Annotated in this window: 17 protein-coding genes; 13 read left to right on the top strand and 4 right to left on the bottom strand. The window is 34.9% G+C overall.

The window, feature by feature from the left end:
- The first annotated feature begins 87 nt into the window (after window positions 1-87).
- The 9 genes from M2373_RS08745 to M2373_RS08785 all read left to right on the top strand — a co-directional run bounded on the left by M2373_RS08745 (window position 88) and on the right by M2373_RS08785 (window position 8,564).
- On the top strand, window positions 88-573 hold the full coding sequence (locus M2373_RS08745) for an energy transducer TonB (RefSeq protein ID WP_259109647.1): 486 nt from the start codon (window positions 88-90) through the stop codon (window positions 571-573).
- Window positions 574-576: 3 nt separating this feature from the next.
- Entirely contained in the window at window positions 577-990 is a 414-nt protein-coding gene (locus M2373_RS08750) for an energy transducer TonB (protein WP_259109649.1), read from the top strand.
- Window positions 983-1,711, top strand: a complete 729-nt coding sequence (locus M2373_RS08755; RefSeq protein WP_259109652.1) for an energy transducer TonB — start codon at window positions 983-985, stop codon at window positions 1,709-1,711. Before M2373_RS08750 ends, M2373_RS08755 begins: the two co-directional genes overlap by 8 nt.
- Window positions 1,712-1,827: 116 nt before the next feature.
- The gene (gene miaB, locus M2373_RS08760; RefSeq protein ID WP_259109654.1) at window positions 1,828-3,267 is read left to right on the top strand and encodes a tRNA (N6-isopentenyl adenosine(37)-C2)-methylthiotransferase MiaB; all 1,440 of its coding nucleotides are present in this window, start codon (window positions 1,828-1,830) and stop codon (window positions 3,265-3,267) included.
- A gap of 70 nt (window positions 3,268-3,337) precedes the next feature.
- Window positions 3,338-3,766 carry a hypothetical protein gene (locus M2373_RS08765; protein WP_259109656.1) on the top strand — a complete coding sequence of 143 codons (429 nt, stop codon included), beginning with the start codon at window positions 3,338-3,340 and terminating at the stop codon, window positions 3,764-3,766.
- An 84-nt stretch (window positions 3,767-3,850) separates the two neighbouring features.
- Window positions 3,851-5,137 carry a sigma-54-dependent Fis family transcriptional regulator gene (locus M2373_RS08770; RefSeq protein ID WP_259109658.1) on the top strand — a complete coding sequence of 429 codons (1,287 nt, stop codon included), beginning with the start codon at window positions 3,851-3,853 and terminating at the stop codon, window positions 5,135-5,137.
- 7 nt (window positions 5,138-5,144) lie between these two features.
- On the top strand, window positions 5,145-5,846 hold the full coding sequence (locus M2373_RS08775) for a hypothetical protein (protein ID WP_259109660.1): 702 nt from the start codon (window positions 5,145-5,147) through the stop codon (window positions 5,844-5,846).
- Window positions 5,843-6,364, top strand: a complete 522-nt coding sequence (lptE, locus tag M2373_RS08780) for an LPS assembly lipoprotein LptE (protein WP_259109663.1) — start codon at window positions 5,843-5,845, stop codon at window positions 6,362-6,364. The genes M2373_RS08775 and lptE overlap by 4 nt, the downstream gene beginning before the upstream one ends.
- A gap of 1 nt (window position 6,365) precedes the next feature.
- A complete protein-coding gene (locus M2373_RS08785) occupies window positions 6,366-8,564 on the top strand; it encodes a hypothetical protein (protein ID WP_259109665.1) in 2,199 nt (732 codons plus the stop codon).
- Between the two features lie 132 nt (window positions 8,565-8,696).
- On the opposite strand, the gene M2373_RS08790 is transcribed toward M2373_RS08785, so the two are convergent.
- From M2373_RS08790 to M2373_RS08805, 4 genes are all read right to left on the bottom strand, one after another.
- Window positions 8,697-9,305: a DUF4126 domain-containing protein gene (locus tag M2373_RS08790; RefSeq protein ID WP_259109668.1), complete on the bottom strand. Its 609-nt coding sequence runs from the start codon at window positions 9,303-9,305 to the stop codon at window positions 8,697-8,699.
- A 125-nt stretch (window positions 9,306-9,430) separates the two neighbouring features.
- Window positions 9,431-9,805 (bottom strand): ribonuclease P protein component, encoded by a 375-nt coding sequence (gene rnpA, locus M2373_RS08795; protein ID WP_259109670.1) that lies wholly within the window; start codon window positions 9,803-9,805, stop codon window positions 9,431-9,433.
- A 114-nt stretch (window positions 9,806-9,919) separates the two neighbouring features.
- Complete coding sequence (locus M2373_RS08800; RefSeq protein ID WP_259109672.1) at window positions 9,920-10,645, bottom strand: tRNA threonylcarbamoyladenosine dehydratase; 726 nt, start codon at window positions 10,643-10,645, stop codon at window positions 9,920-9,922.
- The gene (locus M2373_RS08805) at window positions 10,638-11,264 is read right to left on the bottom strand and encodes a TatD family hydrolase (RefSeq protein WP_259109675.1); all 627 of its coding nucleotides are present in this window, start codon (window positions 11,262-11,264) and stop codon (window positions 10,638-10,640) included. The genes M2373_RS08800 and M2373_RS08805 overlap by 8 nt, the downstream gene beginning before the upstream one ends.
- A 99-nt stretch (window positions 11,265-11,363) precedes the next feature.
- Between M2373_RS08805 and M2373_RS08810 the strand changes: the two genes are divergently transcribed.
- The 4 genes from M2373_RS08810 (at window position 11,364) to coaBC (ending at window position 14,781) form a co-directional block, all read left to right on the top strand.
- The gene (locus M2373_RS08810; protein ID WP_259109676.1) at window positions 11,364-11,993 is read left to right on the top strand and encodes a TetR/AcrR family transcriptional regulator; all 630 of its coding nucleotides are present in this window, start codon (window positions 11,364-11,366) and stop codon (window positions 11,991-11,993) included.
- Between the two features lie 103 nt (window positions 11,994-12,096).
- Complete coding sequence (locus tag M2373_RS08815; RefSeq protein ID WP_259109679.1) at window positions 12,097-13,092, top strand: outer membrane protein assembly factor BamD; 996 nt, start codon at window positions 12,097-12,099, stop codon at window positions 13,090-13,092.
- 41 nt (window positions 13,093-13,133) lie between these two features.
- On the top strand, window positions 13,134-13,457 hold the full coding sequence (locus tag M2373_RS08820) for a DNA-directed RNA polymerase subunit omega (protein WP_259109681.1): 324 nt from the start codon (window positions 13,134-13,136) through the stop codon (window positions 13,455-13,457).
- Window positions 13,458-13,578: 121 nt separating this feature from the next.
- Window positions 13,579-14,781, top strand: coding sequence for a bifunctional phosphopantothenoylcysteine decarboxylase/phosphopantothenate--cysteine ligase CoaBC (gene coaBC / locus M2373_RS08825; RefSeq protein ID WP_259109683.1), 1,203 nt, complete (start codon window positions 13,579-13,581; stop codon window positions 14,779-14,781).

A 14,781-nucleotide genomic window follows, 5' to 3' on the forward strand; every position in this document is an offset into this window, starting at 1 on the left:
TTTCAATGAAACTTCACTTTTTAGTGGAGTTTTTTTTGTTTTTTGGCGTAATTTTGGATTTTGTAAACTTGAACAAAAAAATATACTATGAAAGCAATAGCATTATTTATAGGGCTTTTTGTGGCAAATTTTATATTTGCCCAAACAGATTTAGAAGACAGGGATGATTCTTTTATCATAGAGAACAATAAAAATCTTTTAAAAATAGATATTAAAGAGCCGTTTTTACAGGTTGCTGTAAAGGGGTGTAATGATTTTAAACCTGCGGCTTTTGAAGGTGGAGCAGCTGCCTATAAAGAACTGTTAAGAAAGTATATGTACACTTATCTTAATTCAGATTTTTATACGCTGACAGGAGATTTTACCTTTACCTTAACTATTGATGCTACAGGAAAAGTGATCGATATTGCGGGAGATCCAAAAGTTTTAAACAGTGATGTTTTTTTTGATGACATGCAATATGTGGTCAGAAGAATTAAGAAAAACTGGTCTCCGGCATCCTGCAATGGTCATCCTGTAAAATCTGAAATGAAAATGAAAATGAGTTTCTCTTCAATGTCTGCTGATATGTAATTTATGATAAAAACTATTTTAACCTTATGTATGTTCTTTATTGGTTTTAAAGGATATTCTCAAGAAAATCAAACTCAAAACGAACAGGTTTCCACATCTCAAAACGCGGAATTCCCTGGAGGAGATGATGCTTTTGCAAAAGAGTTCTTAAAAATGATTCATGCCTATATTGATATGAATAAATATGCTGCGAACGGACAGTTCGTTTTTGTGTTTGATATAGGTCCGAATGGTAAAATCGGAAATCTTGATGTGCTTCCAAAAGTAAAAAACAGTGAAATGTTCATCGAAGATATGGAGTTTGCCATTAAAAGAGTAAAGAAAAAATGGAAACCAGCTACCCAAAACGGGAAACCTGTCGTTTCTAAAAAAGTGATTAAAATTAATTTTACGTCAGACCATTTTGATCATGATTAAAAGGTTGTTGCTACTGTTTGGTTTTTTATTTGCTGGCTTTTTTAATGCACAGTTTTTAGATGCATATCCAGAAAAGCAGGATTTTTATGAAGGAGGTTTAGCTAATTTTTATCAAGAGGCGCATGATTATTTGACTAAAAATAATAGCAAAGAATGTGATGCTAAAGAAATTTACCAACCGAGATTTGTAATTGCAAAAGACTCATCTGTAAAATTGATTAAAGATTCTGATACAGCAAACATTTCAAAAAATAAATGTGCATATAATTTATCCATCGAAATTATCAAAAATCTTAAAAAATGGAAACCTGCAGAGGTGAAAGGTCTTAAAATTGGTGCTTTAACAGAGTTTATCTTTTACCCTAAAGATGTGATGGGCAATTATAAAATGGGATATAATGCAGAGAATTTTGTGACTTCTGCTCAGTATCCGAAGGGATATGATATATTTAGAAAGGATTTTTACAATGAATTTATGACTCTTTTTGATGATTATAGTATAAATGGAGATATAAATTTAGAATTTTATATTAATAAAGAAGGGCAAATTTCTAATCCAAGAATTTATCCTGAAATTAGCGACCAAAGGTTTAATATAGAATTTTTAAGAACCTTATCAAGGCTTAAAAAAGTTTGGAAGCCCGCATTATATAATAATATTCCAATTAAACAAAAAATTCTTTATCCTATGAATTTTTCAACAAGATACTATGAAAGATAATCTGCCATTCTGTCATAAGATTTTGTATCTTTGCAAATTCAACAAGTTCAAAGTTTAAAAAATTCAAAGTCGGAAAACCTTGAGCTTTAAATATTGAATTTTAAACAGACACTACAGTGCAAGAAAAATATATAGACGAAACAAAACAAGGAGAGGCATTTGCAATCGCTGAGAAAGACGGAAACTCTAAGAAATTATTCTTGGAGAGCTACGGTTGTCAGATGAACTTTTCTGATTCTGAAATCGTTGCATCAATCCTTAACGAACAAGGATACAATACCACTCTTAAAGTTGAAGAAGCAGATCTTATTCTTTTAAATACATGTTCAATCCGTGAAAAAGCTGAACAAACCGTAAGAATGCGACTTTCTCAGTTTAAAAATCTGAAAAAAGAAAGACCGAATATGACGGTGGGAGTTTTGGGCTGTATGGCTGAAAGGCTGAAAACCAAATTTCTAGAAGAAGAACAGTTGGTCGACCTAGTGGTTGGTCCTGATGCATATAGAGATTTGCCGAATCTTTTGAAAGAAACGGAAGACGGAAGAGATGCAATCAATGTAATCCTTTCAAAAGAAGAAACGTATGCAGATATTAATCCCGTTCGTTTAGGTGGAAATGGTGTTACTGCTTTTGTAACCATTACGAGAGGATGTGATAATATGTGTACATTCTGTGTAGTTCCTTTTACGAGAGGTAGAGAAAGAAGCCGTGATCCACACTCTATTTTGGAAGAATGTAAAAGCCTTTGGGAGAGTGGATATAAAGAAATTACTTTGCTGGGACAAAATGTAGATTCCTATCTCTGGTATGGAGGAGGTCCTAAAAAAGATTTTGCAAAAGCATCAGAAATGCAGAAAGCTACCGCAGTAGATTTTGCACAATTGCTTGATTTAGTGGCTAAGGCTATTCCTGAAATGAGAATCCGTTTCTCTACATCCAATCCTCAGGATATGAGTCTTGATGTATTCAGAATGATGGCTAAACATGATAATATCTGTAAATATGTGCACCTTCCGGTTCAGAGTGGAAGCAACAAGATGTTGGAAGCGATGAACAGGCAGCATACGCGAGAAGAGTATTTGGATTTAATTAAAAAAGCTAAAGAAATTGTTCCGGACATTTCTTTTTCTCAGGATATGATTATCGGTTTCTGCAACGAAACGGAGGAAGATCATCAGGATACCTTAAGTCTGATGAGAGAGGTTGAATATGACTACGGTTATATGTTTGCGTATTCAGAAAGGCCCGGCACTCCGGCACATAAGAAAATGGAAGATAATATTCCGGCAGATGTTAAACAGAGACGTTTGGCAGAAGTAATTGCGTTACAGGGAGAATTGTCCAGAAACCGAATGAAATCTTATGTCGGAAAAAACCACCAGATTCTGATTGAAGGGATATCAAAAAAGAATAAAAATCAGTGGAAAGGAAGAAACTCTCAAAATGCTGTTTGTGTATTTGATATGCTGGAAGGACAAAAAATAGGTGACATTGTGGACGTTTTTGTATTTGATAACACACAAGGCACACTTTTAGGGGAAACAGTAAAAAGCTAATTTGCCTGTATATATCCTGCTGCAAATTAATAAGTAATAAAAATGATCAATAATAACCTGTAAAAAGACAATGGAAAAGCTTCAGAAATATTGCCTCAGTGTTTTATTGGTGATCATATGCAGTAATGTTTCGGCACAGATCGGTCACGGATGTGTTGAAAACGAGGATTATAGGAGGCTTTATGAAGTTTATACTAAATTTTTAACCTCGCAGGGCTGTCAGGAAACTCAGGAAATTTCGCCTAAGAAAAAAATCAATCATTTTGCCATACACCAAAAGCAAAATGCTATTGATCTTATTGAAAATACCTTTCCAAATCGTCAGAATGACCATGGTTTTTATAAGCTTTGGCTAAACAATTTCAGCGAAGAAAGGCATAATCAGATTTTATCTAATTTTGAAAAACTAAGCAAAGAAAATCACTTTGCTGAAATGATATACTTTAAAAGTAAAGTTTCAAAAGTCAGAAACAAAGATTATTTAGAGGTAATTAGTTAATTTTTTAAACAAATTTTTAACTAATTAAAAGATCTTCAGTTTATTATGAGGATCAAATTCAAATCAATAATCTAAAATTTACTTATGAGTATCGAATTACAAAATATAAAAAACCGTTTCGGAATTATCGGAAACTTTCCGGCATTAAACCGTGCCCTGGAAAAATCTATTCAGGTTGCCCCGACAGATATTTCCGTTCTGGTAATCGGAGAAAGTGGGGTCGGGAAAGAATTTATTCCGAAAATCATCCATTCAGAATCTAAAAGAAAACATCAGCCTTATATCGTTGTCAATTGCGGAGCTATTCCAGAAGGAACTATCGATTCAGAATTATTCGGTCATGAAAAAGGTGCTTTTACTGGTGCTACAGCAACAAGAAAGGGATATTTTGAAGTGGCAGATGGCGGAACTATTTTTCTGGACGAGGTTGGAGAGCTCCCTTTGCAGACACAGGTTCGTCTGTTGAGAGTACTAGAGAGTGGTGAATTTATGAAAGTAGGTTCTTCACAGGTTCAAAAAACAAACGTAAGAATTGTAGCGGCTACTAATGTGAATATGATGAAGGCAATTCATGACGGAAGATTCCGTGAAGACTTGTACTATCGACTAAATACCGTGCAAATTGATATGCCTCCTTTGAGAGAAAGAAAAGGTGATATTCATTTGCTGTTCAGGAAGTTTGCTATAGATTTTGCAGAAAAATACAGAATGCCTGAGCTTGAACTTGATCCGAGCGCTGTGCATTATGTTGAAAATTATACATTTCCGGGAAATGTCAGACAACTGAGAAATCTGGTTGAGCAAATGACGGTTGTGGAGCGAAACAGACATGTCACGGTAGAAAAGCTGGCTGAATATATTCCTATGGAGACCCATCTGCCAATGGTGGTTAATCAGCCTAATAATTCGAAGCAGACAGATTTTGGGAGCGAAAGAGAAATTATGTATAAAATTCTCTTCGATATGAGAAACGATATTAATGATTTAAAATCATTAACTTCGGAATTAATTAAAAATCGCGGTGCGGGGGATCTTAGTAATCATGAAAAAAGCTTGATTAACAGGATTTATACTCCTGAGCCACAGCAAAATGCTGTCCCAAGTTCTTTAGTATATTTTGAAGAGAATCATCATCCGGCAGTGCAGACTCCCACTATTATTTCAAACCCTGAAGAAAGTTATGAGGATTTTGAAGATATTGAAATTGAGGAAAACAGACCCGAATCTTTGTCTCTTCAGAATAACGAGAAGGATTTGATTATCAAGGCGTTGGAAAAGCATAAGGGACGCAGGAATAAAGCTGCTGATGAGTTGGGGATTTCGCAACGAACATTATACAGAAAAATAAAACAATATAACTTAGAAGAATAAAAAACACATGGGGAACTTTGATTTAATTACAAACAAAAGATATAATTTTAACATAGGAAAGTATATTTCCGAAGGAATTGATCTGTTCAAAAAAGATATCGGAGGTTTTGTATTGGCGACCTTTTTGGCTGTTATTATGAGTATTATCCCTTTTTGCGGAATATTGGCAATGGGAAATTTTTATAAGATCTGTAAGAAAGCTGATGAAGGTAGACCGGTACAGGCGGGTGATATTTTTGATTTTACAGATTTCTGGGTGTACTTTAAATTTTTTGTATTACTTCTGGTTGTAGTTTTTGTATTAATGATCCCGGTGCAGATCACATTAATTCCATTATTTGCTGCCGCACAGTATGGAGATGATCCCAGCGATATAGGAACAGCCTTATTTGCAGGAGGATTGGGAATCTGGTTCTGCTTATTTATATTATTGATGTTTGCATTTTCTGTATCATTTTATTTTGTGCAGCCACTTATTTCAATTTACAGAATACAGAGTGTAAGACAGGCATATTCTCTATCATGGAAAATTGCTAAGAAAAATTTCTGGATGATTCTTATTTTTATGATTCTTGCAGGAATTATTTCAGAAATTGGAATATTTGCATGTGGTATTGGTATTTTTCTGACGGCTCCTTTGGGCCTGTGCATTAAATACATGAGTTTTAAAGACGTTTTAGAAACGCAAAATCAAAAGGTAGGTTTATGAATAAAATAAAAATAATTTTCGGATTTATTATTCTTACATTGTTTCATCAGTGTTATTCCTTTACGGGATCTTCTCTTACGGATGAAAAAACCGTGCAGATTAATGAATTTCCAAACAATGCTGCGTTGGTGAATCCTGCTTTATCTCAGCAGTTTTCAACGGATATTCAAAACCGATTTTTACAAAGAACAACCTTAAAAGGAACTAAAGAAAACCCTGATATTCTGGTTGAAGGAGAGATTACAGACTACTCAATTTCGCCGACAACGATCAGCTCGACAACGACCACGACTACAACGGGAGGAGTGATCAATGAGTCTCAGAATAAATTAACAATTACAGTGAAGGTGCATTATGAAAACAAAATTCATCCGGATTCCAGTTTCGACAGAACTTATTCCGATGAGGCGGTTTTCAACAATAACTTGTCTCAGACAGATATAGAAACTTCACAGGTAAAAATTGTAACAGATAGAATTATCAATAAGATTTTTAACGATATTGTAGCAAACTGGTAAAATGAATCCTAGAGTTTTAGAATTATTAAAGAACCCAAAAAATATTCAGTCAGAAGACCTCAATCTTTTGAAAGAAGAGATTGATTCTTTTCCTTTTATTCAAAATATCAGGGCATTGCATTTGTATGGTATTCACCTTTATGATAAAGCGAATTACCAAAAAGAGCTTTCCATAACTGCCGCTTACACAACAGATAAAAAAATACTTTATCAGTTGATCAATGGTAAAATTCAACAAAAACAGAAGCCTAAAGTAGAAATTGCTGTTGAAGAAAAAATACCTGAATTCCCTAAAAATACATTTAATTACACCTATAAAAGAAGTAATTTTCCTCTAAAAAGAGAGGATAAAGAAACTTCTGCTGAAAATATAATGATTCCCGTTCGACAGCCTGAATCTTCCATAAATCCGGAAAAGGAAATTATAGAAGAATCTGTAACGGAAAATAAATACGCAGAAGCATCATGTCTGGTTCAAAACAATACACCAGAAATCAAACATGTTTATGTAGATGGTGAAAGAAACAGGATTTTATTTGAAGGGGAAGAAAATTTCCTTAACGAAGAAAACTCTGAAACTATTGATCTGGAATCCACCTTAGAATCAGGATCTATTGTTACCCATAAACAGGATTTGGGACAGCTTCAAAATAGTACAGAGAAAGTTTCAGAAATCCCTGCCGAGCCTGAAATTACTGAAGAGTTGAATTCTGAAGTACCTATTGAATCTGAAAATATTTCGGATGAGAAAATTGCAGAGAGTAAGGAAAATGCAGCCATCAGTGAAGTAGAACCTTTTATGGAAGAGGTAAATATTCCTGCAAATGATATTCCGGAAGAAAATACGGAAGAAAGTGCTTCGATTGAAGGTTCAGAAATCCTTCAGGAAGAAGGTGTTGAGTTTACTCCTGAAACTATTATTAATGAGGATAAAATTTCCTCAGAAAAAATGGAGGATGAAGTTAAGGATGAGTCTGACATAAGCTTTCATGAAACACAGTCTTTCATGCCGGATGTGAATATTCCATCTGAAAAATTAGAAGCAACGGAAATTGCCTCCGAAAATAAAGAGTCTGCTGAAGGAAATTCTGATGTTGAATTAAATGACGTGCAGAAAGACCAGTTGAAAGCATCTGAGGATACTCAAAATGAGGAAGTTGCTGTGGCTGGATCCAATAAGCATGAAGATGAAATGAGACGTCTGATTGAGCGGGTTGAAAAGAAAATGAAAGAAAGCAAGAAAGTTTCTGATGATCAAAAAACAGAGGAGACTGATGCTGCCAACAATGATATCAGTTTTGCTGAAACTCAAAGTTTTGAGGTCATTTCTGCTGATGAAAAAACGGCTGAAGATAAACAAGAGGTATCTGACCCCACTGAAGAAGCTCAGGAAGTTGCAGAAGAACCTGTAGAAACCAATCAGGAATCTGAAACAGAGAAAGAAATTATAAAAGAATGGAAACCGATGAGTTTTGAGGCTCATGTTCCTGATTCTCTTATTAATAAAGAACAAAACAGTCCTCAGTCTGAAGCTGTCAGTAATGAAACTGAAATTTCAGAAAAAGAAAATACCTTACCGGAGCAAGAAGATGTTCAGGAAATCAAAGAAGATCAATCTTCAGAACCTGAAATAAATGATGAAGGTTCTGGAAAGCAGGAAATAACAATGATAGAAGAACAGAAAGATGATGAAGCGCCCGTAATGAATGTTTCTTTCTTTAGTTCTGATATTTCAAGCTGGTCTGCGGAAAAATCTCAACCTGTGTCTGAGCCGGATGCCAAAGAAGAAATGAAAGAGATTCCGGAAAAAGAAGTGAAAACTCAAAGCGATATAGACAGCAATGTTCCAGGATTTATCAACACTTGGCAAAGCTGGCTGAAAATTGACAGAGAAGAGGAAGAAGAGCCTGTAGAAGAAAAGAAAGAAATTATAGAGATTAAGAATAAAGTGATTGAAACCTTTATCGAAAATAACCCGAAAATTTCTCAACTTAAAGAAGAGTCTGCTTACGTTATAAAGGAAAGAAATGATGATATTTCACACTTAATGACCGAGACGTTGGCTACTTTATACTTCGAACAGAAATTGTATACAAAAGCGATCAAGGCATTTGAAATATTAATTAAAAAGACACCTGAAAAGAAAGCTTATTTTGAAGAGAAAATTCAGAACATAAAAGATTTTAGAAGTAAAAACTAAATCTATCTGGAAGACAAGCACTTTTGTGAGGGTATATAATAATGCTTTTCCTTTTGCATATGGAGTTTTATCAGCAAATATAATCGAGCATAAAAATAGCAAAAAAGACTGAGTGATAAACTTAGTCTTTTTTTATGTGTAATGAACTGGCTTTTTCCTGTTCCTTAATTTTTTCCATGCCTTTCTTCCCAGAATGACAATGCATACAATGGTTAAAATCGCGAGAATGACAGCAATTATAGGTGCAGCCATTGCCAAAATAGACATAATCCCTGCTCCGGCGGTTTCGGTTGTTCCTACCACAGAATTTCCTAATCCTCCTGTTGTTGCGGTAGAGGCAGCACGGATTCCTGCAAAACCGGAACTTATCGTAGCCGCAGTTCCGCCCCCTGCAATTAATGCCAGTCCCCATTGTGCAAATGATCCGATATCAGCAAACTGGCTCGCAAATAATACGGAACCGGCAATCGTTGCCAGCGGAACCGATAAGGTATCCAACAGATGATCAATAAATGGAATGTAATAGGCTAGGACTTCAACAACCATTGCTATTGCAGTCGTAATAAGAGTGGGAAGCCCGGCAAGCCATTCGAACTGTTCACTCATCGGGATCCAGTTAAAATAAGACGCTAGACTGACGGCAAATAAAGGTAGGAAAACCCTGAAACCTGTTGCTGCAGCCAAACCGATACCTATAAAGGCACTTAAGATATAGGGTAAATAGGGAATATTGTCTAACATATTAATTTTCAGATTATTTGTTTCCTTTAAAGTTACAAAAAATAATATTCTTAAAAATTAATCTGTAGAACTACCGGAAAATATCCACAATTGACCAGTGAAAACTTATATAATTAAAATAAAAATTAAGACTTTTTCTGGACCTGGCAAAGCTTAATAAACTGAGCCTCCACATCCTGAAACTTTTGAGGCAATTCCGGAGAAGCCCAAAAAAGCATTGCCATTGTTTTTTCTCCGAAGGCTTCTTTAAAAAGGTCCTTGTTCAGACGGTAACATTCACGTAGAAGTCTTTTTATACGATTTCTGTGAACTGCCTTTTTAAAATATCTTTTAGAAACTGAAACCGTAAATTTTGTAGATGCCACAGGAAAACGGGGCTTGTCTTTCAGTATAATTATTCTCAAATTTCCATGAGTTCTCCATTTACCTTTTTCAAAAAGTAAGGTGATTTCAGTTTTGGCTTTTAGCTTTTCTGCTCTGGGATATTTAGAATCTGTCATTTACGGGCTGTAAATATAGTATTTGTTTTTATGTTTTTCCCACAGGTTTCAAAAATCTATGACGAAAATATTCTCCGTCATTTGTGAAAACCTGTGAAATCTGTGGGAAAATTTTTAGTCTTTATTCAATAAATGATTAATAACTTCCGAAGCGGTGTACAGACCGAAAATTGCGGGCATATAACTTATGGTCCCGTAAAAAGATCTTTTATAATTGGTTCCGTCAGTCATTTTCAGACTTTCTTCATCCTGAATGTCATTGGCAAAAACACAACGTACTCCCTTATCGATTTTTTCTTTCTTCAATCTCTTTCTTACCTGTCTTGCAAGGTGGCAGTGTTCAGTCTTGCTGATGTCTCTTACCATTACCTTGCTGGGATCGGTTTTTCCACCAGCACCCATGGAGCTTACAATTTTTATTCTTCTTCTTTTGGCAGCGATAATAAGACAAAGCTTCGGCGTTACACTGTCAATACAATCCAGAACATAATCAAATTTTGCAGAATCCAATACTTCATCCATTCTTTCAGGATTTAGAAATTCATTGATTTTAACTAAATTAAGCGTTGGATTAATGTCTAAAAGTCTCTCTGCAACAACATCTACTTTGTGCTTTCCAACGGTGGAATGTAATGCAGGTAACTGCCTGTTAATGTTTGTGATGTCAACAGTATCTCCGTCCACAATTGTCATGTTGCCGACTCCGGCTCTTGCAAGAAATTCGGCTGCAAAAGAACCGACTCCACCTAAACCAACTACCAAGACGGTCGCCTTATTAAGTTTTTCCAATCCTTCTTCTTTTATCAGAAGCTCCGTTCTTTCCAACCAGTACTTATCCATTTTGTATTGTCTCTAAATTTTCTAAAATTTGTTCGTTTAACCTTTCCAAAGAAATTCCTTTGATTTCCGCAGCTTTCTGATACAGTTCTTCAATTATAAAATCATCATTATCTGTTTCCAAAAAGACTTTATCCAAAGGAGTCATTTTCAAAGTATTTTGCAAAGATAAATTATACAAAACTGCTTTTCCAAAACTCAGATAAAAATTATTTTTAAGTAAATCCTCTGCGATGCCCTGTTTTTTATTAAAACCATGAATAATCATAGCTTGTTCAGCGTATTTTTTAAAGGAAATGACCTCGTAAAATTTTCTTACGCAATGGATGATTAAGGGTTTTTTCACGTCATTAGATATTTTTATCTGTCTTAAAAAAACGTCTTCCTGGGTTTTTTGATCTACGTTGGAAAAAGAATCCAGCCCGCATTCTCCAATGGCAAAACATCGATCATTTATATTGGATTGCAGCCAGTGGAATTGAGAGTCCAGCATATCAATATTGATTTCTTTAGGATGAATTCCTACAGAAAACGCGAAATCAGGCGGAATGTTTTCCGGGTTTACATTATAAATTCCGTACCCGATATATTTCTTATGGTGATGAAAATCAAAAAAATCCATTTGTCAAAAATAAGATTATTTAGAATTAATGTAAAATTCTTAAACGAACGTTTATAAATTTGTTAAAAATTTCTTAACTTTACCTGAAAGCAACACTTCATGAAAAAAAAATTTACGGAAAAACAAATTCATATTTTAGACATTGCAGAAGAGCTTATCGCAAAAAAAGGCTATGAGGGAACATCGGTGAGAGATATCTGTTCCAAAGCCAATATCAATGTAGCGATGATCTCCTATTATTTCGGATCTAAGGAGAAAATGATGTCTTACCTTTACCAATACAGAGTTTTAAAAACCAGAGAAAATTTTTCTGAATTTGCAGATACCATTAAAGATGGTAAGCCCGAAATGCAGATGAAGGAAATTATAAAGTACATTGTTTCTCAGTTATTTAAATATAATTATTTCCACGGATTTGTGACTCAGGAACTTCGTCATACAGAAAATCTGAAAGATGAATTGTTGGATTTCTATCAGTTATTTGTCAAAAAACTGGATGAGGTGATTAAAAAAGGGGTCACATCAGGAGTTTTTACTTTTACTCCGAAACCTGAAGATATTCTGACCACGATTATCGGGTCTACTTTATTTGTTATCCGAAACAAAAATTTTTACGAATTATATGTTCCGAGCAAAAATGAGGAAACTTACTCCAAAGAAGCCGAAAAAAAGGTAAGAATGAATCTCTTACTCAGTGTTTTTGCAATTTTGGGATACGCTGCGGACTAAAATTACGTTAAATAATCATAAAAAAAAATCTATTGGCAAAAAAGTTATATTTTTGCAAATTAGTAAATCGGTGGTATAGTCCGAAAACTGTTGAATTTTTTATATGAAAAAATATATTTTAGGTCTTTTTGCTGTAGCAGTGGTAACATCATGCGTGAGTCAGCAGGAAAAAGCAATGAAAAGTGCTGATAAAAATTTCATTTTAAAAGCAGCGAATGACAACTTTGCTAAAAAGAAGTGGAAGAACGCTTTGGCTCTTTATGACAGGCTTGCCAATCTTGTTGCCGGTACTGATGATTTTCCGAATGTAGGTTTTAATACGGCCTATGCGAATTATTACGATAAAAACTTTAAACTCGCGGGGCATCAGTTCAAAAACTTTGCGGTAAGTTTTCCAAAAGATCCGAGAGCAGAAGAGGCGGCTTATATGTCGGCTTTATGTTACTATGAAGGATCTATGGATTATAACCTGGACCAGACAAGTACTGAATTGGCGATTAATGAGCTTCAGGATTTCCTGAACAATTATCCGAATTCCGAGAGATCTAAGAATATCACGACATTAATCGATGAACTGTCTTATAAGCTTGAATTTAAAGCATATGAAAATGCAAGACAGTATTTCAATATGGGAGATTATAAAGCGGCAAACGTTGCTTTAGAAAATGTATTGGAAGATTTCCCAAGTACAAAGCTTCGTCCGAAAATTTATGATTATATGATGAAGTCTCGCTACGAACTGGCTGCGAAATCTATTTATGATCTTAAAGACGAACGTATTGAAAGCGCATTGTCATTTACAAGACAGGTAGAAAAAGATCTTCCAAATACGGAATATTCTAAAGCTGCTTTGGACTTGAGACAGAAACTGGAAAAAGAGAAGAAGGATTTTGTTATTGTAAAAAAGAATACAGAAGCTAGAATTGCTGCATTAACGGCAAGACAGAAAAAAGAAGCAGATAAGCTGGCTACGCAGAATAAAACGGAGCAGCAAATGAAGGATCAGCTAGATGCACAGAAGAAAGCAATGCAGATCCAGAGGGATAGTGCGGCACTTCAGACACCTCCTCCCGCTGCGACTTTCAAAATTCAAAGATAATTCGTAAATTTGCCATCTTAAAATAATTTAATTTTCTCAAAATGAGTGTAAAAGATACAAAAGCAGAAGTAAATACTATCACTTACGATAAGGATAAGATTGAAGATAAAGTAGGTTCAATCTATGAAGCTATTGTTATCATGGGAAAGAGAGCAGAGCAGATCAATGCTGAAATTCGTACTGAGTTACACAACAAGTTAGACGAGTTTGCTGTTCACAATTCTACATTAGAAGAAGTTTTCGAAAACAGAGAACAGATTGAGATCTCTAAACATTACGAAAAACTTCCGAAACCAACTTCTATCGCTGTTGAAGAATGGCTGAATGAAGATATCTATTTCAGAAAAACAGAAGATAGAAAATAAACATTCGTGTTTTTTATATATGAAGGTCATAAGAGAATCATTTCTTTTATGACCTTTGTTGTTTAAGAAACGGGTTTGTGGGAAAAAATAAGTAATTTAGTATTTTAAAAATTTAAACTACATGAGTCTTTCCGGGAAAAAAATTCTCATTGCTGTTTCTGGAGGTATTGCAGCATACAAAATTCATTTTCTGATAAGAGATTTTGTCAAAAAAAATGCTGACGTACAGGTGATCATGACACCGGATGCAGAAAATTTTGTCACAAAATTAAGCCTGTCTACATTGTCTAAAAAACCTGTTTATTCAGATTTTTATAGTGATAACGGAACATGGAACAGTCATGTGGAATTGGGTTTATGGGCTGATGTACTTGTAGTGGCACCTTGTACGGCAAATACGCTGGCTAAAATGACTCATGGGATCTGTGATAATCTGGTTATAGCAACCTATATGTCTGCAAAGTGTCCTGTTTTTATCGCTCCTGCAATGGATCTGGACATGTATGCACATCCGTCGACAAAGAAAAATTTAGAATGGGCAGAAAGCTTCGGACATATGATCATTCCTGCAGAAAAGGGTGAACTGGCGAGCGGTCTGGTTGGTCAGGGAAGAATGGCAGAACCGGAAACCATTGCAAAGGCTGTAGAAGATTTTTTTGATAAAGAATATAAAAAAACACTGGAAGGAAAAGTCGTTTTAATTACCGCTGGACCTACTTATGAATCTATTGACCCTGTGAGATTTATAGGAAATCATTCCTCAGGGAAAATGGGGTTTTCTTTGGCTGAAGAAGCTTCAAAACGAGGGGCAAAAGTAATTCTGATTTCAGGACCTAGTGCTCAGGTTATCAATGACCAAAATGTAACCCTGCATAAAGTCACTTCTGCAAAAGAAATGCTGGCAAAAGTTTTTGAATTTTATGAAAATGTAGACATTGCTATTGCAAGTGCAGCCGTTGCTGATTATGCTCCGAAAGAAGTGGCGAAGGAAAAAATCAAAAAGAATGATGAGAATTTAACGATTGAGTTGGTTAAAAATCCGGATATTCTGAAAACGATGGGTGAGCAAAAAAATCACCAGTTTTTGGTTGGTTTTGCTTTGGAAACTCAAAATGAAGAGGAAAATGCAAAAGGAAAGCTTCAAAAGAAAAATCTTGATATGATTGTTCTGAACTCTCTCCGTGATGAAGGTGCCGGTTTTAAAAATGATACCAACAAAATAAAAATATTCACAAAAACGGAAAAGAAAGAATTTGATCTGAAATCAAAAGATGAAGTCGCAACAGATATTCTCAATTTCGTTGAGGATCAACTTTTAAAATAA

The sequence above is a fragment of the Chryseobacterium sp. JUb7 genome (genome assembly GCF_024806495.1).
Lineage (GTDB): Bacteria > Bacteroidota > Bacteroidia > Flavobacteriales > Weeksellaceae > Chryseobacterium.

Excerpts from the sequence above, each read along its gene's own strand:
- M2373_RS08800 (WP_259109672.1), bottom strand. The coding sequence starts at position 10,645 with ATGGATAAGTACTGGTTGGAAAGAACGGAGCTTCTGATAAAAGAAGAA.
- lptE (WP_259109663.1), top strand. The coding sequence starts at position 5,843 with ATGAATAAAATAAAAATAATTTTCGGATTTATTATTCTTACATTGTTT.
- M2373_RS08755 (WP_259109652.1), top strand. The coding sequence starts at position 983 with ATGATTAAAAGGTTGTTGCTACTGTTTGGTTTTTTATTTGCTGGCTTT.
- rnpA (WP_259109670.1), bottom strand. The coding sequence starts at position 9,805 with ATGACAGATTCTAAATATCCCAGAGCAGAAAAGCTAAAAGCCAAAACT.
- M2373_RS08785 (WP_259109665.1), top strand. The coding sequence starts at position 6,366 with ATGAATCCTAGAGTTTTAGAATTATTAAAGAACCCAAAAAATATTCAG.
- M2373_RS08810 (WP_259109676.1), top strand. The coding sequence starts at position 11,364 with ATGAAAAAAAAATTTACGGAAAAACAAATTCATATTTTAGACATTGCA.
- M2373_RS08815 (WP_259109679.1), top strand. The coding sequence starts at position 12,097 with ATGAAAAAATATATTTTAGGTCTTTTTGCTGTAGCAGTGGTAACATCA.
- M2373_RS08805 (WP_259109675.1), bottom strand. The coding sequence starts at position 11,264 with ATGGATTTTTTTGATTTTCATCACCATAAGAAATATATCGGGTACGGA.
- M2373_RS08820 (WP_259109681.1), top strand. The coding sequence starts at position 13,134 with ATGAGTGTAAAAGATACAAAAGCAGAAGTAAATACTATCACTTACGAT.
- M2373_RS08745 (WP_259109647.1), top strand. The coding sequence starts at position 88 with ATGAAAGCAATAGCATTATTTATAGGGCTTTTTGTGGCAAATTTTATA.
- M2373_RS08750 (WP_259109649.1), top strand. The coding sequence starts at position 577 with ATGATAAAAACTATTTTAACCTTATGTATGTTCTTTATTGGTTTTAAA.
- M2373_RS08770 (WP_259109658.1), top strand. The coding sequence starts at position 3,851 with ATGAGTATCGAATTACAAAATATAAAAAACCGTTTCGGAATTATCGGA.
- M2373_RS08790 (WP_259109668.1), bottom strand. The coding sequence starts at position 9,305 with ATGTTAGACAATATTCCCTATTTACCCTATATCTTAAGTGCCTTTATA.
- coaBC (WP_259109683.1), top strand. The coding sequence starts at position 13,579 with ATGAGTCTTTCCGGGAAAAAAATTCTCATTGCTGTTTCTGGAGGTATT.
- M2373_RS08775 (WP_259109660.1), top strand. The coding sequence starts at position 5,145 with ATGGGGAACTTTGATTTAATTACAAACAAAAGATATAATTTTAACATA.
- M2373_RS08765 (WP_259109656.1), top strand. The coding sequence starts at position 3,338 with ATGGAAAAGCTTCAGAAATATTGCCTCAGTGTTTTATTGGTGATCATA.